This is a genomic window from Streptomyces sp. NPDC025721 (genome assembly GCF_055558595.1).
Genome location: NZ_JBVHMF010000005.1, coordinates 211,751 through 229,369, shown reverse-complemented (window position 1 = coordinate 229,369; position 17,619 = coordinate 211,751). Strand labels below are relative to the sequence as shown.

21 protein-coding genes are annotated in these 17,619 nt (G+C 73.3%); 10 read left to right on the top strand and 11 right to left on the bottom strand.

The genetic code is table 11. The annotated features are described in order from the left end of the window. Nucleotides 1–26 precede the first annotated feature (26 nt). From ACZ4EF_RS10560 to ACZ4EF_RS10550, 3 genes are read left to right on the top strand one after another with little or no spacing between them, the layout of a single operon-like run. Complete coding sequence (locus ACZ4EF_RS10560) at nt 27–746, top strand: hypothetical protein (protein WP_467503859.1); 720 nt, start codon at nt 27–29, stop codon at nt 744–746. A gap of 9 nt (nt 747–755) precedes the next feature. Next, nucleotides 756–1,181: an ankyrin repeat domain-containing protein gene (locus ACZ4EF_RS10555; protein ID WP_355339292.1), complete on the top strand. Its 426-nt coding sequence runs from the start codon at nt 756–758 to the stop codon at nt 1,179–1,181. Next, entirely contained in the window at nt 1,178–2,302 is a 1,125-nt protein-coding gene (locus ACZ4EF_RS10550; protein WP_467503857.1) for an aminoglycoside phosphotransferase, read from the top strand. Before ACZ4EF_RS10555 ends, ACZ4EF_RS10550 begins: the two co-directional genes overlap by 4 nt. A 72-nt stretch (nt 2,303–2,374) precedes the next feature. Here ACZ4EF_RS10550 and alc read toward each other — a convergent pair whose 3' ends face one another. The 3 genes from alc to ACZ4EF_RS10535 all read right to left on the bottom strand — a co-directional run bounded on the left by alc (nt 2,375) and on the right by ACZ4EF_RS10535 (nt 5,764). Further along, complete coding sequence (alc, locus tag ACZ4EF_RS10545) at nt 2,375–3,604, bottom strand: allantoicase (RefSeq protein WP_467503855.1); 1,230 nt, start codon at nt 3,602–3,604, stop codon at nt 2,375–2,377. Nucleotides 3,605–3,663: 59 nt separating this feature from the next. After that, a complete protein-coding gene (locus ACZ4EF_RS10540) occupies nt 3,664–4,587 on the bottom strand; it encodes a LysR substrate-binding domain-containing protein (RefSeq protein WP_355339283.1) in 924 nt (307 codons plus the stop codon). A gap of 124 nt (nt 4,588–4,711) precedes the next feature. Continuing rightward, nucleotides 4,712–5,764: an AraC family transcriptional regulator gene (locus tag ACZ4EF_RS10535; RefSeq protein WP_467503853.1), complete on the bottom strand. Its 1,053-nt coding sequence runs from the start codon at nt 5,762–5,764 to the stop codon at nt 4,712–4,714. Between the two features lie 384 nt (nt 5,765–6,148). Between ACZ4EF_RS10535 and ACZ4EF_RS10530 the strand changes: the two genes are divergently transcribed. Then, entirely contained in the window at nt 6,149–6,643 is a 495-nt protein-coding gene (locus ACZ4EF_RS10530) for an anthrone oxygenase family protein (RefSeq protein ID WP_467503851.1), read from the top strand. 194 nt (nt 6,644–6,837) lie between these two features. Here ACZ4EF_RS10530 and ACZ4EF_RS10525 read toward each other — a convergent pair whose 3' ends face one another. Both ACZ4EF_RS10525 and ACZ4EF_RS10520 read right to left on the bottom strand, forming a co-directional pair. After that, entirely contained in the window at nt 6,838–7,350 is a 513-nt protein-coding gene (locus tag ACZ4EF_RS10525) for a P-loop nucleotide/nucleoside kinase family protein (protein ID WP_467503971.1), read from the bottom strand. 92 nt (nt 7,351–7,442) lie between these two features. Continuing rightward, the gene (locus ACZ4EF_RS10520) at nt 7,443–8,201 is read right to left on the bottom strand and encodes a crotonase/enoyl-CoA hydratase family protein (RefSeq protein WP_467346293.1); all 759 of its coding nucleotides are present in this window, start codon (nt 8,199–8,201) and stop codon (nt 7,443–7,445) included. A 148-nt stretch (nt 8,202–8,349) separates the two neighbouring features. On the opposite strand from ACZ4EF_RS10520, the gene ACZ4EF_RS10515 reads away from it, so the two are divergent. Beyond that, complete coding sequence (locus tag ACZ4EF_RS10515) at nt 8,350–8,817, top strand: hypothetical protein (RefSeq protein WP_467346295.1); 468 nt, start codon at nt 8,350–8,352, stop codon at nt 8,815–8,817. Between the two features lie 108 nt (nt 8,818–8,925). Continuing rightward, entirely contained in the window at nt 8,926–9,894 is a 969-nt protein-coding gene (locus ACZ4EF_RS10510; protein WP_467346296.1) for a hypothetical protein, read from the top strand. Nucleotides 9,895–9,941: 47 nt separating this feature from the next. On the opposite strand, the gene ACZ4EF_RS10505 is transcribed toward ACZ4EF_RS10510, so the two are convergent. After that, nucleotides 9,942–10,577 carry a helix-turn-helix domain-containing protein gene (locus tag ACZ4EF_RS10505; protein WP_355339265.1) on the bottom strand — a complete coding sequence of 212 codons (636 nt, stop codon included), beginning with the start codon at nt 10,575–10,577 and terminating at the stop codon, nt 9,942–9,944. Between the two features lie 79 nt (nt 10,578–10,656). On the opposite strand from ACZ4EF_RS10505, the gene ACZ4EF_RS10500 reads away from it, so the two are divergent. The 3 genes from ACZ4EF_RS10500 (at nt 10,657) to ACZ4EF_RS10490 (ending at nt 12,957) form a co-directional block, all read left to right on the top strand. After that, nucleotides 10,657–11,370, top strand: coding sequence for an AzlC family ABC transporter permease (locus tag ACZ4EF_RS10500; protein ID WP_401855964.1), 714 nt, complete (start codon nt 10,657–10,659; stop codon nt 11,368–11,370). Then, complete coding sequence (locus tag ACZ4EF_RS10495) at nt 11,367–11,690, top strand: AzlD domain-containing protein (protein ID WP_391051310.1); 324 nt, start codon at nt 11,367–11,369, stop codon at nt 11,688–11,690. Before ACZ4EF_RS10500 ends, ACZ4EF_RS10495 begins: the two co-directional genes overlap by 4 nt. A gap of 190 nt (nt 11,691–11,880) precedes the next feature. Continuing rightward, nucleotides 11,881–12,957: a phosphatidylinositol-specific phospholipase C domain-containing protein gene (locus tag ACZ4EF_RS10490; protein ID WP_467346299.1), complete on the top strand. Its 1,077-nt coding sequence runs from the start codon at nt 11,881–11,883 to the stop codon at nt 12,955–12,957. A 109-nt stretch (nt 12,958–13,066) separates the two neighbouring features. On the opposite strand, the gene ACZ4EF_RS10485 is transcribed toward ACZ4EF_RS10490, so the two are convergent. After that, nucleotides 13,067–14,065 (bottom strand): LLM class flavin-dependent oxidoreductase, encoded by a 999-nt coding sequence (locus tag ACZ4EF_RS10485; protein WP_467346300.1) that lies wholly within the window; start codon nt 14,063–14,065, stop codon nt 13,067–13,069. Nucleotides 14,066–14,068: 3 nt separating this feature from the next. Beyond that, on the bottom strand, nt 14,069–14,458 hold the full coding sequence (locus ACZ4EF_RS10480; RefSeq protein ID WP_355339250.1) for a nuclear transport factor 2 family protein: 390 nt from the start codon (nt 14,456–14,458) through the stop codon (nt 14,069–14,071). Nucleotides 14,459–14,742: 284 nt separating this feature from the next. Here ACZ4EF_RS10480 and ACZ4EF_RS10475 point away from each other — a divergent pair, with 284 nt between their 5' ends. Further along, nucleotides 14,743–15,348: a DUF4291 domain-containing protein gene (locus ACZ4EF_RS10475; protein ID WP_467346302.1), complete on the top strand. Its 606-nt coding sequence runs from the start codon at nt 14,743–14,745 to the stop codon at nt 15,346–15,348. A 172-nt stretch (nt 15,349–15,520) separates the two neighbouring features. Here the strand turns inward: ACZ4EF_RS10475 and ACZ4EF_RS10470 are convergent, their stop codons facing one another. The 3 genes from ACZ4EF_RS10470 to ACZ4EF_RS10460 form a co-directional block, all read right to left on the bottom strand. Continuing rightward, complete coding sequence (locus ACZ4EF_RS10470; protein ID WP_467346304.1) at nt 15,521–16,321, bottom strand: L,D-transpeptidase family protein; 801 nt, start codon at nt 16,319–16,321, stop codon at nt 15,521–15,523. 216 nt (nt 16,322–16,537) lie between these two features. Further along, nucleotides 16,538–17,125 (bottom strand): TetR family transcriptional regulator, encoded by a 588-nt coding sequence (locus ACZ4EF_RS10465; protein WP_467346305.1) that lies wholly within the window; start codon nt 17,123–17,125, stop codon nt 16,538–16,540. Between the two features lie 5 nt (nt 17,126–17,130). Next, nucleotides 17,131–17,493 (bottom strand): DUF1304 domain-containing protein, encoded by a 363-nt coding sequence (locus ACZ4EF_RS10460; protein ID WP_355339239.1) that lies wholly within the window; start codon nt 17,491–17,493, stop codon nt 17,131–17,133. Between the last annotated feature and the right edge of the window lie 126 nt (nt 17,494–17,619).

Below are 17,619 nucleotides of genomic sequence, written 5' to 3'. Positions count from 1 at the left end.
CCGTCCTGCGTGAGGGAGTGATGCGCATGTCTGGTCGCGGGATACGAGCGTCCGGTGTGGCGTTAGGGGTGATCGCCCTGCTGTCCGCCTGCTCCTCGGGCGGTTCCACGCACCGCCCCGTCGTCACCGATTCCGCCCGCGTCACCATCGAGGCACCGCCCCCGGTCGGCAGCATCGAGCACCCCCGCCCGGTGGCGTGCGTCGAAGCCATGCGCTCGCCCGGCGGCTCCGCCACCGAGGTGACCACGGGCAACAGCCCCGCGAAATCCACTGGTTCGACCACCATCGCACCCACCACCCCTTCCTCTACTTCCTCTTCTTCCGATGCTTCCGCTTCGTCTTCCGCCGCACCGGCCACCGCGAAGAACGATGTGACGGTGGGTCCCCTCACCTGGACCGGTCTGCGCGCCCTGGCCGACGGCGACCAGACCGGCCACGGCTACCACAACTCCGACGGCTGGCATTACAAGGTCGCCGCCTCCATACGGACCGGGTCGACGGTCACCTTGACCATCGGCGCCGAGCAGCGGGCCAAGGCCGGACTGGAGTACGGCCGTGCCTTCGGGTCCACCCCGGCCCCCGCGATCACCTTCGACGCCTGCCCGGCCCAGCCCGTCGTCTTCATCGGCGGCTTCTTCGTCGCCGGTGACGGCCACGCCTGCGTCCCGGTGGACGTCCAGGTCGGCCGGGGCGCGCCGCAACGCGTGGTGATCTCCTTCTTCAACGGACAGTGCCCCGCTGCGTAGGCTGGGATCATGACCGAGCCGACGCCCGATCCCGCCGCCGAGAGCGAGCCCGCTCACGACCCCGAGCTGCTTCAGCTCGCCGCCCAGGTCTTCGACCTCGCCCGGCAGGGCGACACCGACAAACTGGCCGCCTACATCGACGCGGGAGTCCCCGCGAATCTCACCAACGACCGCGGTGACACCCTGCTGATGCTCGCCGCCTACCACGGTCACGGGCAGACCGTGCGGGCGCTGCTGGCCCGCGGCGCGGAGCCGGACCGTGCCAACGACCGGGGCCAGACCCCGTTGGCCGGCGCCGTCTTCAAGGGCGAGCAGGACGTCATCACCGCCTTGGTCGACGGCGGCGCCGACCCGGCCGCGGGCGTGCCGTCCGCGGTCGACACGGCCCGGATGTTCGGCAAGGACGAGTTGCTGAAGCTCTTCGGCGCCCAGTGACCCCCGCGACGCTCGTCCCCTCCTGCGTGGCCTCGGCCCTCGGCGGTGCGGCACCCACCTGGTCCTACACCGAACTCACCCACAATCAGGACAACCAGGCCACCGACGGCATCTGGCGGGTGACCGGCCCCGACGGCAGCGCGGTCCTCAAGGTGTGCGTCCCCACGGGCTCGGGCAGTTGGCAGACCAGCCCCGAGCCGCGGCACTGGAACCACTGGCGCCGTGAGCCGCTCGCCTACCGCGACGGCCTGACCGCGACCGTCTTCGCCGACGCCGGGATCGACGGCCCCCGCCTGCTCGCCGCGGACGAGCGGGCGGACGGCTCCTTCGCCCTGTGGCTGGAGGACGTCACCGGGGTGCCCGGCTCACAGTGGCCGGTGGAGCGCCTGGCCGCCTTCGCCCATGGTCTCGGCTTCGCGCAGGCCCGCTGGACCGGGCGGCTCCCTGCGGAGCCCTGGCTCTCCCGGGGCTGGCTCCGCCAGTACGTGGAGAGCAAGTCCCTGCCCGCTGAACTCCCCTGGGACCTGCCCGACGCCGCCGCCGTCTGGCCCGCCGCCCTGCGCACCGGACTGCACCGTATGTGGGAGCGGCGCGACACCCTGCTCGCCGCCGCCGAGTCCGGCCCCCGCACCCTGTGCCACCTCGATGTCTGGCCGCTCAACCTGATCGCCCAGGACGACTCCCCCGCGCACTCCCCCGGCGCCCCGGCCGCCCGACCGGCCGGCGGCCGTACCGTCCTGCTCGACTGGGCCTTCGTCGGGGAAGGCGCCGTGGGCGAGGACATCGCCAACCTCATCCCGGACTGCGTCGCCGACGGCCTGATACCAGGGGAGTTGCTGCCAGAGATCTCCGCCGCCGTCATCGAGGGCTATCTGGCCGGTGCCCGCGATGCCGGGGCCGCCCTGGGCGAGGACGAGCTGCGCCGCTCGGTGGCCGCCGCGGGCGCCGCCAAATACTGCTGGCTCGCCCCTTTGATGCTCACCCGCCTCGCCGTCGGCGGCCGGGTCGGCTCCGCCGCCTACGACGTGGACCACGACCCCCTGGCCGTACTCCGCCGCAGGACCGGCCTCTTCGAGCACCTGGTCTCCTGGTCGGAACAGATCCTCAGCCCCGCCCGCTGAGGACCCTCCCGCAGAAGACCCTGACGAACGGGACCCCCTCCCCCACGGGGGCTGCCCGACGTCGGCCTCGCGCTAGCTGATGGCTTCCGTCCGCTCGGCCAGGCTGGTCGCGCCGCGCTCGGTCAGCGAGCCGTACAGCCGCAGCCGGGATATGCCCCCGTCGGGGAAGATCTCGATCCGGACGTGGGTGGCCGGTATCGGGTTGACCAGGAAGCGGTGCACACTGTCCGGCTGGAGCTTGACCCGCGGCAGCAGCGGGATCCACTCGCCGTCCTCCCCGTCGCGGACCGACAGCGTCGCCCAGCCCGCCGCGTTGCCCTTGAGATAGGCCGTGTCGATCTCGATGGCACGGATCACGCCCTGGTCCACGAGCCGGTACTGGATCCAGTCGTTCCCGGTGTCACGGCGGCGGCGGGTCTCCCAGCCGTCGTCCATCTTCCGGGAGCGGCCGGGCAGGATGGTGTGCTCGGGCGGGGAGTAGAAGCGGTCGGAGGCGTCCTCCACTGTGCCGCCGTTCTCCAGCGCCACCAGGTCGAAGGTGCCCAGCTCGGCCAGCCACCCCGGGTCGGGCGCCACCTCGCCGTAGACCCGCAGCCGGGCGATCCCCCCGTCGGGGTGCTGCCGCAGGCGCAGGTGGGTGAAGCGGCGCTCCACATGCACCGCGAACGCGTTCTCCGCGTGCCCGCCGACCGCCGTGCGCGGGACCAGCTCGGTCCACTCCACCGCCGGGTCGAGCAGATCCTCGGGCGCCGCCGACATCGAGTGCGCGGTGGCCTCCACCGACACCGCCTGCGGGTAATTGCCCCGGAAGTGCGCGGTGTCGATCACCAGGCCGCGGATCACGCCCGGCGCCCCCAGCCGTATCAGCGCCCAGTCGTGGTCGGCCGGATCGGGGTGCGGGACCTGCGCGGACGCCCCCCGCCTGCGCCGCGTCTCCCAGCCGTCCATGATCTTGCCCTTGTGCCCGAAGCGCTCGGGGTCGAAGACCGCGGGCCCGGCCACCAGCAGATTCTCCCGCTCGGCGAAGAACTCGTCATTGGCGGCGACCACCCCCGCGCCCAGCCTGCGGTCGGCCAGGTCCGCGAGTCCCGCGAAGGGCAGCTCCACGCGGCGGTAGTCCGCGAACGGGTTGCCGCCGCCGTAAGGAAGCGCGTCACCCGTGAAGGAGGTCAGGTCCGTAAAAGTGCCGGCCCCGGTCCCGGCCGCCGCGCCTGCCGCCGCTCCCCCAGCCGTTCCCCCAGTCGGTGCCGTCCCCGGCGCCGATCCCGCTGCCGTCGTCTCATGCGTCTCTGTCGTCGTCATGCCTCTACTCTCGGCCGACCCGACCCTTCACGTCCATCGAAACTTACTGAAGCCATTGTTCAGTCCAACTGCATGGTCGGGTCCAGCTCCGCGGCCCGCCGCAGCGCCCCCAGCGTCCGCCGCAGCAGCGGGGCGTCCTGCGAGCCGCCGCGCACCGCGCCCACGATCCGGCGCCGCGGCCGGTCCACGTCCAGCGGCCGTACCGCCAAGTCCTGGGTCAGGGCGCCGGACGCGGACATCCGCGGCACCAGCGCGATCCCCATTCCGGCCGCGACCAGGGCGAAGATCGCGGGCCAGTCTGCGGCGGCGTGCGCCTGCTCCGGCACGAATCCGGCCTCGGCGCAGGCCGCCAGGGTGATCTCGCGCCACGGTCCGCGACTTCCGAAGATCCACGGGTCCTCGGCGAGCTGCGCCAGTCGCAGCCCCGGCGCGGCGGCCAGCGGATGCGTCGCGGGCAGCGCGATGTCCAGCGGGTCGGTGAGCAGCGGGGCGATCACGAAGCGCGTGTCGCGGGCCGTCGGCGCGTCCACGGCCAGCGACAGCGCGAGATCCACGTCTCCGGCGGCCAGTTCCTCGTACACCTCGGCGGCCTCCGCCTCGCGCACCGACAAGGTGATGCCGGGCGCGTCGCGGCGCAGCAGCCGGGCGGCGGGCACCACCAGGCGCGTGATGGACGTGGCGATGGCGCCGACCTTCACGACGCCGACCTCGCCCTGTGCGTACCCGTCGAGCTCGGCGCCCGCGCGTTCGAGCTGCGCGAAGACGACCTCGGCGTGTCTGAGCAGGACGTGCGCGGCGCCGGTCAGCCGTACGCCGCGACCGCGCGCCTCCAACACCGGCGTGCCGATCTGCTTGGAGAGCGCGGCCAGTTGCTGCGAGACGGCCGACGGGGTCATCCGCAGCGCGCCCGCGGCGGCCGTGACCGTACCGGTGTCGCGCAGCGCGCGGAGGATTTGCAGCTTGCGGAGATCCCAGTCCTTCATGCAGCCAGCCTAAACAATTCCGGCCCGATACCCTGGCTCGAACCGAACGGTGCGCGGGACGCAGCATTCGTACGAGGCGCCCGTACGCGCCCCCCCGAAGGCCCCCGCGCGCCCGCCGGACGGATCAGGACGCCGCGCTCCCCTCCGCCACCACACCCTCGCGGTGCTGCTGCGGGCTGATGCCGCGGACGCGCTTGAAGGCGGCGCTGAGCGCGAAGGGGCTGCCGTATCCCACCTTGCGGGCCACGGCGCCAATGGTGGCGTCCGGCTCGCGCAGCAGGTCGGCGGCGAGGGAGAGCCGCCAGTTGGTCAGGTACGACATGGGCGGTTCGCCGACGAGATCGGTGAAGCGGCGGCCGAGGGCGGCGCGGGAGACGCCGGTCCTGGCGGCCAGCGCCGCGACCGTCCACGGGTGCGCGGGGTCGTCGTGCAGCAGGCGCAGCGCGGGGCCGACGACCGGGTCGCTCTGGGCGACGTACCAGGCGGGCGCGCCGGCCTCCGGGCGGGAGAACCAGGCGCGCAGCACCGCGATCAGCAGCAGGTCGAGGAGCCGGTCGAGGACGACCTCCTGCCCCGGCTCGTCCCTGACGATCTCCTCGCAGAGCAGTGCGGGCAGCGGGCTGGCCCAGGCGTCGCCCGGCATGACCAGGACGTGCGGCAGGGCGGAGAGCAGCCGCTGGCTGATCTCGCCGCGCATCTGATACGTCCCGGTGATCATCACCACGGAGTCCTCGGCGGTCCCGGCACCCCTCTGACCTGCGCCGACGCCGACGGCTCCCGACACGGACCGCACCGGTCCCGGCGCGCCGACCGTACCCACCGCCTCGGGCGGCACATCACCCCACGTCCTGACCCCCAGGTCCATCTCCTCGCACAACTCGACGCCCTGCGGGGTCGCGGAGACCTGTCCGGGATGGATGACGATCTGCGGCTCGGTGGCCGGCGCGTCCGCGACCGTGTACGGCTCCGGGCCGCGGATCACCGCGATGTCACCGGGGCACAGCCGTACGGGGTCGCCCTTGTCCGGCACCACCCAGCCGTCGCCGCGCACCATCAGGGCCAGCGTCAGCGGCGCCCGGTCCTCGATCCGCAGCGACCAGGGCGGGGTGAGGATCGACCGCAGCAGGAAGGCGCCTCGGGCCCGCGGCCCGTCCAGCAGATTCGCCAGTGCGTCCATGCGCCCAGCCTAGGACTGGACGCCCGCGCATGGGGGTGAGCTTTTCGACGATGGTCCCGCCGCCCTCGCCGCCGTTTCACTGAGGCCATGACACCGAACGCGCATACCGCGCCCCGCGACCGGACACCTCAGCGGGCACCTCGACAGCCACCTCAGCAGCCACCTCAACAGGCTCCGCACCAGCAGCATTACGCGGCGTGGCCGTACGGTACGCCGCCGCCTCAGCCGATGTCCGGCGGCGGCGCGGCGGACCCGGAGCGGCAGCCGCGCCGGGAGCGGCCGCTCCCGCAGGACCGCTCCGGTCGGGACCGCCAACCCGCCTACCAGCGGCCCGAGTCGGGCCGGAATCCGACCGCTCGTCCCCGAGGACCCAGAGGAGTTGCCATGTCCGGCGACATCCGCAGTCTCGTGCTGCTCGCCGCCACGCTCGCCACCGGCCTGATGGCGGGCCTGTACTTCGCCTTCTCCGTCGCCGTCATGCCGGGCCTCGCCGCCTCCGACGACCGGACGTTCGTGGAGGCCATGCAACGCGTCAACGTGGCCATACTCAACGGCTGGTTCAGCCTCGCCTTCGGCGGCGCCCTGGTCCTGGGCGGGATCGCGGCGGCGCTGCACTGGCGCGGCGACGGACGGCCCGCGCTGCCGTGGATCATCGCCGGGGTGGCCCTCTACGCCGCCTCGCTCGTCGTCACCATGGGCTTCAACGTCCCGCTCAACGACAAGCTCGCCGCGGCGGGCGACTCGTCGAAGATCCGCGATCTCGCCGCCGTCCGGGAGCAGTTCGAGTCCGCCTGGCTGCGCTGGAACGTCGCCCGCGTCCTGACCACGACCGCCGCGCTCGGCTGCCTCGCCTGGGCCCTGCGGCTGGGCCGGGGATGACCCCGCCGGGCCGACGGGCGAACGGCGCACGGCTTCGCGGCCGTTACGTCCTAAGGCGTGTCCGGCGGATCATGGGCGGTCCAGGCGGCGTGTGGTGTTCCCCGGACTCCGTCCGGGGGCCTTGAGCGCAAGGCTCCGGGGTGGCCTCATAGCGGAGCTATTCGGGTGTTCCGGCGACGCGGCGGGCGTGCGTGCTAGGCGCCGCCAGCGATCCGCCGCGCCACCTCGTCGGGGGCGACGTCCGCCGTCTCGACGATCTCGGCCTCCTCGCGCAGCCAGGGGAGGGCGGCGGCGTACGGGGCGACGTGGTCGTGCCGCCAGCGTCGGATGCCGGTGCCCTCGGGGTCGTTGTCGATCCGCGCGGCGAGCGTCAACGGGTCGGCGTGCAGCACGAAGTGCCGCAGCGGAATGCCGGACTTCGCGAACCCGTCCCGCAGTTCGGTCCAGTACGCCCGCACCAGCACCGACTGCGGTACGACCAGCGTCCCGCCGACGTAACCGAGGATCTGCGCGGCCGTCTCGACCACGAGGGCGCGCCACGGCGGATGGTCCTGGAAGTCGGCGACGGGGACCGAGGCGAGGACGGGGCGCAGCATGGAGCCGACCGTCTCGGAGTCGAAGATCCGCGCGTCGGGGCGGAGTTCGGTGAGCAGCCGGGACGTCGTGGTCTTGCCGACGCCGAAGGTGCCGTTGAGCCAGACGATCATGCCCGCGAGCACAACGGGCACGTGGGCGGCCGTCCGGGGACCCCGACAGGACTACGGGGCCGGCGCGTACGGCCGACAGCGGGCCTACGGCATCAGGTGAATGATCCGTGGCGGCCCTCGCCGGAGGCGAAGCGGGAGGCGCCCGCCGCCGCCTCGGTCAGGGAGGTCCGGCCGTGCGCCAACTCCACGGCCAGGGCGGCCTCTTCGGGCAGACCTTCCTGCTCCAGCAGGGAGAGCCGGTCCTCGCGCAGGCAGGTCTGAGGGAAGGCGGCGATCTCGGCCGCGAGTCGCTCGGCGGCGGCGCGGGCGGTGCCGGGCGAGACGACGCGGTCGACGAGGCCGATGGCGAGGGCTTCCGCCGCGTCGACCGGACGGCCGGTGAGGACGAGGTCCATCGCCCGGCCCGCGCCGATCAGCCGGGGCAGCCGTACGGTGCCGCCGTCGATCAGTGGCACGCCCCAGCGGCGGCAGAAGACGCCGAACACGGCGTCCTCCTCGGCGACGCGGAGGTCGCACCAGAGCGCGAGTTCGAGACCGCCCGCGACGGCGTGCCCGGAGACGGCGGCGATCACCGGTTTCCCGAGCCGCATACGGGTCGGCCCCATCGGGCCGTCGCCGTCGTCGGCGACCGCGTTGCCGCGTGCGGTGCCGATCGCCTTGAGGTCCGCGCCCGCGCAGAAGGTGCCGCCCTCGCCCCAGAGGACGGCGACGGCCGCCTCCTCGTCCGCGTCGAAGGCGCGGAAGGCGTCCGCGAGCGCGGCGGCCGTGGGCCCGTCCACCGCGTTGCGCACCTCCGGCCTGGACAGCACCACGGTGGTGACGGCGCCTTCGCGCTCGCTGCGTACGGACATCTCTCGCGCCTTCCGGTCGGCCGTCTGCGTGTTTACGTGTCCATGTGTCCATGTGTCGCGGGCATCGCACATGGACCGTGTACCCGCAGCGTTAACACGCGGGCACCCGCCTGAACAAGACACCCCCTGGGGGTATATCGTCAACCGGGTGACAGCGGACGGCGACGGTACGGCACACGCGCACCGGCCGCGTACGCCCCGGCTGTTGGCGGTGTGCGCGGTCCTGCTCGGGCTGTTCTTCATGCACGGCGCACCGGCTTCCGCGAGCGAGGGCTGCCACGGCGCGCCCATGGCCATGAACATGGGCACGGACATGGGTATCGCGCGGATGTCCGCTACCGCACCCGTCGCCGCCACCACCCACTCGACTCCGCACGTACGGCCGCAGGCCCCCGCCCCCCACGTCGCCAAGACCGGCTCCGGCGGTTCGTGTTGGGCCACGCCCGTACGCGCGCGGGCACCGCTCACCGGCTGGGCGCAGGTCGCCTCCGCCGTACCGCCGTTGCTGGGGGCGGGGTTGGCCGCCTCCGGCACCGCGCCGTCTCGGGACCGGCGGCGCGCTCCGCCGCCGGGCGGGCGGGCGATATTGCTGCGGGTGTGCGTCGCGCGGACGTGAAGAGGCCCGCCGCGCCGGGGAGTTCCCGGTGCGGTGTCGCGCCCCCACATCCGTCCGCATCGCATCCATACGCGCGCCGTTTTCCGCGCGCTCACCCGAAAGAGCATCATGCGAACACTCCGGCCCGCTCTCCTCGCGGCCACCGCCGCGACCTGCGCTCTGCTGCTCGGCCTGACCGCCTGCGGCGGCGGCTCCTCCACGACCGCCGGCCAGGCACACGGCCACGCCCCGGCGTCGTCACCCGAGTCCCCCACGTCGCCCCCCGCGTCCACGCCCTCCACGCCCTCCACGCCCTCCACGAACGGCATGGACGGCATGGACGGCATGGACGGCATGGACGCCCCAGCCTCCGCCAACGGCCTGTCCGCCGACCGCGACGGCTACCGCCTCGTCTCCCCCGACGCGCGGCTGCCTTCCGGTGCGCCCGCCACGTACCGCTTCTCCGTCACCGCGCCCGACGGCAGGCCGTTGACCGCCTTCGCGCTCGACCAGACGCAGCGGATGCACTTCTACGCCGTCCGGTCCGATCTCACCGGCTTCCAGCACGTGCATCCGGGGATGGCGAAGGACGGCACCTGGACGGCGCGGCTGGCGGCGCTCACACCCGGCGCGTGGCGGTTCTTCGCGTCCTTCACGCCGGACGCGGGCCCCGGCAAGGGGACGGACGTCGTCCTGAGCCGTACGGTCACGGTCCCCGGCGCCGCCTCGTCGCCCGTGCCGCTGCCCGCGCCCAAGACCAGCGCCACGGTGGACGGTTACACGGTGACGGTGAAGGGCGACATCATGGCGGGCATGTCGGGCATGGCGCATCCGCTGGCCGTGACCGTGACCAGGAACGGCCGCCCGGTGACCGATCTCCAGCCGTACCTGGGGACGTACGCGCACCTGACGGCGTTCCACGCCGGTGATCTGGCGTTCGCGCACCTGCATCCGACGACGGCCGTGAACGGCGATCACGGCGGCCCCGAACTGGCCTTCCACGCCGAGCTTCCGACGGCGGGCGACTGGCGGCTGTTCCTCCAGTTCCGCACGCAAGGCACCCTGCACACGGCCGCGTTGACGCTCCGCGCGGGCTGACGCACCGCCACCACGGGCACTGCACGCGGAGTTGACTCAGGGCGGCGTCAGTGGTGTTCCTGGACGAGCACCGCGAGGGTGTCCGGCTCCAACGCGCGGAAGATGTGCGGCTCGTCGCCCGGATAGGCGATGTAGTCGCCGGGGTGGAGTTCGACGGGATCGTCCGTGAGGCCGACCAGCGCGCGGCCGGTACTGAGCACCACGTGCTCGATCATGCCGGGCGCGTGCGGGTCGGACTCGCGGGCGGTGCCGGGCTGTACGGACACCAGGTAGATGTCACGGCGCGCGTGCGGCGGGCAGGAGGCGAGGAGTGTGGCCACGTAATCCGCGCGCTCGGCGGCGAAGGCGACGCCCTCGCCCGCGCGGACGACGCGGACGCGGGGGCGGGGCGGGTCGACGAGCTGGGCGAAGGCCACGTTCAGGGTGACGCTCAGCGCCCACAGGGTCTCGACGCTGGGGTTGCCGGTGCCCGATTCGAGCTGGGAGAGCGTGGATTTCGCGATGCCCGCACGGCGGGCGACCTCGGCGAGGGACAGGCCCGCGCGGCGGCGCTCGCGCTGGAGGGATTCCGCGATGGCCGCCAGCGGTGCCCGCCCGCTCTGCCGCTCCCGTCCACCCTCGTCCGCGCCGCGTCCCGGCTCCCCCGACTCTCCTGACGCGTGCGCCCCCTTGTCCGCCGCCATCGCCGCACCCTTCGTTCGTCAAACAAGTCCACTCGTTCGCCTTGACGAACGATCCCCACTCTGTTCATTATAGACGGCGATGCGTTCGATATGGCGAACTCCGGAGAAGGACCTGGTGCGGGACATCGCCCTGGTCTGCGTCGCCGATGCCGTCGTCGGGGTGTCGTTCGGCGCCATCGCCGTGGGGCTCGGCCTGCCGGTGTGGCTGCCGATGCTGCTGTCGGTGGTGGTCTTCGCGGGCGCGTCGCAGTTCATGTTCATCGGCATCGTCGCGGCGGGCGGCAATCCGGTGGCGGCGGTCGTCGCGGGCCTGCTCGTGAACGCGCGGCACGTACCGTTCGGCTTCGCGGTCGGCGACGTCTTCGGCACCGGGCCGCTCCGCCGCATCGCGGGCAGCCATCTGATGGCGGACGAGACCGTGGCCTTCACCCTCGCCCAGCGCGAACCCGAACGGCGGCGGGCGGCGTACTGGGCGTGCGGCATCGGCCTGTTCGTCTGCTGGAACGCCGGTGTCGTCCTGGGCGCCCTGGGCGGCGGCGCGGTCGGCGACACCGACGCCTTCGGGCTGGACGCGGCCTTCCCCGCCGTGCTGCTGGCCCTGGTACTGCCGTCCCTCGGCGACTCCGCGACGCGCGGGGCAGCGCTGGCCGGAGTGGTGCTCGCGCTCGTCGCGACGCCGTATCTGCCCGCCGGACTGCCGGTGTTGCTCGCCTTGGCCGGGGTCGGAGCGGCGCGGGCGGGCGGTCGTCGCGAGGAGCCGGACCCCGCCGCGCGGACCGGAGCGGGACGATGAGTACGGGGACGAGCCTGCTGCTCGCCACCGTCGCCCTGGGCGCGGGCACCTTCGCCTTCCGTTTCGCCGGGCCCGTGCTGCGCGCCCGCGTCACCCTCTCGCCGCGCCTGGAACGGCTGATGGCGCTCTGCGTCGTCGTGCTGCTCGCCGCCCTGGTCGCCACCTCCACCCTCACCGAGGGCCACGGCTTCGCCGGAGCCGCCCGCCCGGCCGGGGTCGCCGTCGGCGGTCTGTGCGCGTGGCGCCGGGCACCCTTCCTCGTGGTGGTGCTCGCCGCCGCGGCCACCACGGCGGCGCTGCGGCTGCTGGGCGCGAGCTGAAAGCGGTACGGACGTGACGCGGGCCCCACAACCCACCGAACCGCCCCTGACGTGGCGTCAATTCCGTTGAAGATCGGCTCGATTCGTAGCTGACAGCCGGAATCCAGATCGTGTTACGTGACATGTCTCCGTCGATTCACGCTCGGCAGTCACCGTCCGGACGGAGAGACACCCCCCCACTGGAGGACACGTGACCGGTCCGCTGTCCCGACGAGTTTCCCTACGACTGCGCACGGCGCTGCTCGGCGTGCTCACCACATGCCTGGCGTTCACCGTCGCCGGAGCCGGAGGCGGCGCATCCGCGTCCGCCGCTGACACCGGCTCCCTGCCGTTCTCGGGCGCCACGACGTCCGGCCTGCACAACACCTACGACCCCGCCGCCTTCCCGTACCTCGCCCAGGCGTTGGACACGGGCACGTCGCTGATCGAACTGGACGTGTGGGACGACTTCTTCACCCAGGAGTGGAAGGTCAGCCACTCCAGCCCGACCAGCAACGGCAACAACTGCGTGGACGCGTCATCGCCGTCGCAGCTCTACACGGGCGGCGCGAACAAGGACCTGGAGAGCTGCCTGGACGACGTACGCGTCTGGCTCGGCGCGCACCCCGGCCACGCGCCGCTGATGATCAAGCTGGAGATGAAGGCGGGCTTCCAGGCCAACCTCGGCATGAGCCCTGCCAAGTTGGACCAGTCGATCAGCGCGCACCTCGGCAGCCTGGTGTTCAAGCCGTCCGACCTGCTGGCCAAGCCCGGCGGCGGCAGCTACAGCACGCTCGACGAGGCCGCCCAGGCGGGCAACTGGCCGACGCGGCAGCAACTCGCGGGCAAGGTGATCCTGGAGATCATCCCCGGCACCGTCGAGGAGAACAACCCGACCGACACGCTGTGGACGGACGTCGAGTACGCGAGCTACCTCAAGGGGCACGTCTCGACCGCCCAGGTCTTCCCGACCGTGCACAACGTGCAGTCGGGCGACCCGCGTTCGCGCTACTCCGACGCCTCGCTGCGCCCGTGGTTCGTGATTTTCGACGGTGACGCCTCGGCGTTCCTCAACGTCGACACGAACTGGTACGACGCGCGTCATTACCTGCTCGTGATGACCGACTCGCAGAATGTCGCGCCCGCCCTGGACGACGCGAATCCGTCCCCGGCCGACGCTCAGGCGCGGATCGCCCAACTCGCCGCGGCGCACGCGACGATCGCCTCGAACGACTGGAAGGGGCTTCCCCAGATCCAGTCGCTCGTCCTGCCGCGCGGCAACGGCTGACGGTCCTGGTTCCAGGGCCGGCCGCGGCCTCGGCCGCGCAGCACGGCACCCCACGGCGACCGCCGGCCGTGGGGTGCCGCTCCTTCTCCGCCGACCTTTCCGGTCCCGCTCAGACGGGGACGGCGCCGCCGAACGCGGGCGCCCGGTAGGTGTCGAGGCGGGCGGCCTCCGGCCCGGCCGCCTCCTCCCGGTGCAGGCCGCGGACCGCGGGCAGCGCCGCCGCCAGCGTCCGCGTCGACGCCTCCGTCCACGGGCCGCCCGGCACCAGCACCACGTGCCCGATGCCCAGACCGGCGAAGTGGCGGCAGTGCGCGACGAGTTCGTCCGCCGACTCCTGCGGCCGCAGCCTGACGCTGACGGATGTGTCGATGTCGCCGAGCGGGCGGCCGATCTTGCGGCAGTGCACGGCGAGGATGTCGAGCTTGCGGCGGATGGTGGCGCCGCCGTTCGGCACGTCGAGCAGATTGCAGGCGTCGGCGTACCGCGCGACCAGCGGCAGCATCCGGGCCTCGCCGTTTCCGCCGATCAGCACCGGCGGGTGCGGGCCGCTGAGCGGCAGCGGACTGGGGTACGGCCTGGCCAGGTCGCAGTGCGCGCCGCGGAAGGGGCTGTCGTCGCCCGACCACATCCGGTGCGCGAGCCGCAGCACGTCCTCCATCCGCTCGAAGCGTTCGGGGGCGCCGGGCGCGGGCGGGCCCAGCGCGGCGGCCTGGTGGTCGGCGTATCCGGCGCCGATGCCGAGCCAGGCCCGGCCGCCGGACAGGACGTCGAGCGTCGTGACCGCCGTGATCAGCGGGCCGGCCGCGCCGTTGCCGACCGGGCTCGCCATGGCGCCGAGCCGCACCCGTTCACTGCGCGACGCGAGGAGTCCCAGCGTCGCGTACGCCTCCAGGACCGCCTCGTCCGGTGAGCGCGTCGGGTCCGTCCGCGTCGGGTCCGTCCGCGTCAGGTCCGTCCGCGTCAGGTCCGTCCGCGTCAGATGGTCCGTGACCCACACCGTGTCGAGCCCGATCTCGTCGGCGGTGGCGACGACCCGCTCCAACTGCCGTGCGGAGCCGCGCGGTCCCTCGGGCCAGGCGTCGTGGGCGACACTGATACTGATCCGCATCGTCTACGCCTCCGGTCCCGGGCGGTCGCCGGTCGGACTGAGGTGGAGCGCGGCCAACCGCCATACGCCGTCGGTCTCGACGATCGTCTGCGTCACCCGGAAGTACCCGTCCGCGTCCCGCCCGTCGAAGATGCTCTGCTGGCCCTGCACTCCGGTGGCGACGGCCGCCCGCCCGTACTGACGGATCGTCACCTCGGCCCAGGTGAAGGCGTCGTGGACGAGCGCGCCGGAGGCGTAGCGGTCGAGCCACTGCTTCTTGTCGAGGACGAAGCCGCGCGGTCCCACCGCGCTGAAGTCGTCGGTCAGCAGCGCGTCCAGCGCGGTCACGTCACCGCGCCGTTCCGCCTCGGTCCATCGGCGCGCGAAGTCCGTCAGCTCCTGCTCGTCTTCCATGGCCGTGCCTCCTCGCGAGCGGGTGCGAAAGCCCCGGCGGAGGCCGGACTCCCGGCCACCCGTGTGCCGGTCCGGGGTGCCTCACCAGACTCCCGCGTACGCCGCCGCGCCGCATCGCCCGGCGGTATGCCTCTGCCGTACTCCCCCGGTCAACCCGCCCCGCCCCCACCCGTACTCCCCGGGGAGTAACGCCCCGCCCCCGCCCTCCCCTCACCCCCTTCGCCGGGCGTTCCCGCCCCGCAATTCGCTGGCCGCCCCCACCGCCTCGACGGCACTGTGTCCGCATGCGAGAACCCGCCCGGCGCGTCCGCGCCCTCCACACCCCCACCACGATCACCGTCTACCAGGCGTACGCCCCCGCGATCGGCCTCCCCGCCGCCCGCGACGGCCGCTTCCCCGCCGCTTGGAGCCGGGACCGCATGACGTGGATCAAGCCGTCGTTCCTGTGGATGATGTACCGCTGCGGTTGGGCCGCCAAGGCGGGGCAGGAGACGGTGCTCGCGGTGGAGATCACCCGTGACGGATTCGAGTGGGCGCTTCGGCACGCGTGTCTGTCCCACTACTCCCCCGACGTGCACGCCGACCGGGACGCGTGGCGTCGGCAGCTCAAGCGCGCTCCCGCGCGGGTGCAGTGGGACCCCGAACGGGACGTGCGGCTGCGGCCGTTGCCGTACCGGTCGCTGCAACTCGGGCTGTCGGGCGAGGCGGTGCGGGAGTACGCGGACACGTGGATCGTGGGGATCAGGGATGTGACGCCGCTGGCGCGGGAGGTGCACCGCTTGGTCGGGGCCGGGGACGTCGAGGGGGCGGAGCGGCTGGTGCCGGAGGAGCGGGCGTATGACGTCGTGGGCGGGCTGCCGGAGCGGGTGGGCGGGAGTTCGGGTGTCTGACCCGTGGGCGGCGGTGGGCGGGGGCCCGGGGCGAGGGTGTCGCCCTGTGGGTCTTCTCGGTCGTGTTCGGGCGGGTCACCGTCGGCATGGTGGCGCAATTCGCGGTGCGCTGGCGGGCGTGCGGATGCGCGGCCTCGGCGATCCGTCAGCGGGCGCGGAGACCGGGAGAGGACTACGCCGACAGCGAGGCGTGGTCGCCCATCACGATCACCGGGTGGTCGGCCGGGACGAGCGTGTGCAGGAGGTCGACCATGTGCGCCGCGGAGACGCTGACGCAGCCGTGCGTCGGGCCGCCGTGGTCGACGTGGACCCAGATGCCGCCGCCGCGGTTGGCACCGAGCGGCTGGGTGCCGTCGAGCGGGGACGTACCGGGCACGCGGTTGTAGTCGATGGCGATGACGTAGTCGAAGGCGGCGTCCAGCGGCTCGCCGTCGAAGCCGACGCCGCCCGCGCGGAAGGCGGACGAGTGGTGGTAGGGCAGCTTGGCGCCCGGATCGGCGTCGAAGCCGCCCGCGTCGCTGAGGGTGAACACGCCGATGGGGCTGTGCAGATCGCCCGAGTGGTGCTTTTCGGTCCAGCCGCGCAGCGCGTTGTGCGCGGGCCAGGCCGCGCCCGCGCTCCAGTGGCCGTCGGCGGTACGGGACCACAGGGTGACGGTGGAGTCGGCGGAGTTCTTGGCCTTGCCCGAGGCCACCAGCACCTGCCGGGTGGCGGCGGGGATCGCGGAGCGGGTCTTGGGGCCGAGGCCCGGGATCACGGTGGGCGCCTCGTCCTTGACGCTCAGGGTGCCGGGGCCCGCGGCCTTGGCGGACGCGCCGGGCACCGCGGCCTGACCGTGCCCGGAGCCGCCGTTCCTGCCGCTGTCCGCGGCGGCGGAACCCGCGCCGTGCCGGTCCATCACCACATATCCGGCGCCGACGACCGCCAGCACGACGAACGCGGCGGCGCCGATCCCGGCCCTCCGTCGCAGCACATGTTTCCGACGCCGGTGGCGGTTTCGGCCACGGCCTTCTGTGGAGCGGCTCTCAGCGAAGGAGCCCGCGGGAGCGGAAGTCATCCCGGCGATCCTCGCAAACTCAGACCCATATGCACCACCCAGGGTGACCTCTCGCCCGATTTGCCCCGCATATCCCCCACCGTCCGCACCCGCCGCGCACACCGTACGCCCTGACCGGGCGTCAGCGAAGGATCAGCGGACGGCGCGGTGGATCGCGACCAGCAGCCGCCAGACGTGAGCGGCGAAGGCGTCCGGCGAAAGGTCCAGACGGCCGTGCAGCCAGTCGGCGAGCAGGCCGGTGAACACGGCCGCGGTGGCGGAGGCGGCGAGCGCGGGCGACGGGGCGCCCGCGCGGGTGCGGTCGGCGAACGAACGAGCGCGGAGTTCGTCGTGGAGGAGCGCGCCGAGCGGGCCGCCGCCGCCTTCCGCGATCAGACCGCGGTAGAGGTCGGCCCGCCCGGCCACGACGGCGAGGAATTCGGCCAGCGGCGCGGGCGGCGCGTCGGGCCCCGGCGGCGCGGTCCAGGCGTGCAGCGCGTCGACCGCTTCCCGTACGACGTCGGCGCAGGCGTCGACCGCGAGCGCCTGGAGACCGTCGTAGTGCAGATACAGGGTCGCCCGGCCGACCCCCGCGCGGCGCGCCACCGCCGACAGGCTGACCTGCTCCAGCGGGCGCTGCGCGCACTCGTCGAGCAGCGCGGCCCGCAGCCGGGCGCGGGTCCTGAGCGTACGGGGATCGGACGTCGCGCGCCCCCCGCTCACCTCACCCGTAGCGATCACACCCCTCATCCAGCCACAAGCACCGCCGCCAGCGCCACGACCGCGGGCGCGAACTGCACAAAGAGAATCTTGCGGGACGCGGTCGCCGCGCCGTACGCACCCGCCAGGATCACACAGCACAGGAAGAACACCCGCGCCTGGAAGCCCACCGGGTCGGAGGCGATCAGGCCCCAGACGAGTCCGGCGGCCAGGAAGCCGTTGTAGAGGCCCTGGTTGGCGGCGAGCGGCGCGGTGATCCTGGCGCCCTCGTCGTCGAGCCCGTGCAGCGCCCGGCCGCGCGGACCGCGCCACAGGAACATCTCCAGCACGAGCGCGTACACATGGAAGGCGGCGACCGCGCCGACCAGGATTCCCGCGACGACCTTCACGACCGTGCACCACGCCTTCCGTTGACCGGACTTCCCACTCCCCGACTTCCTGGACAACTGTACAGGAAGTCGGAAAGCCCCCTCCCTGCCGGGAAGCCCGCCGGGCAGTGGCCTCTGCGCCAGGAA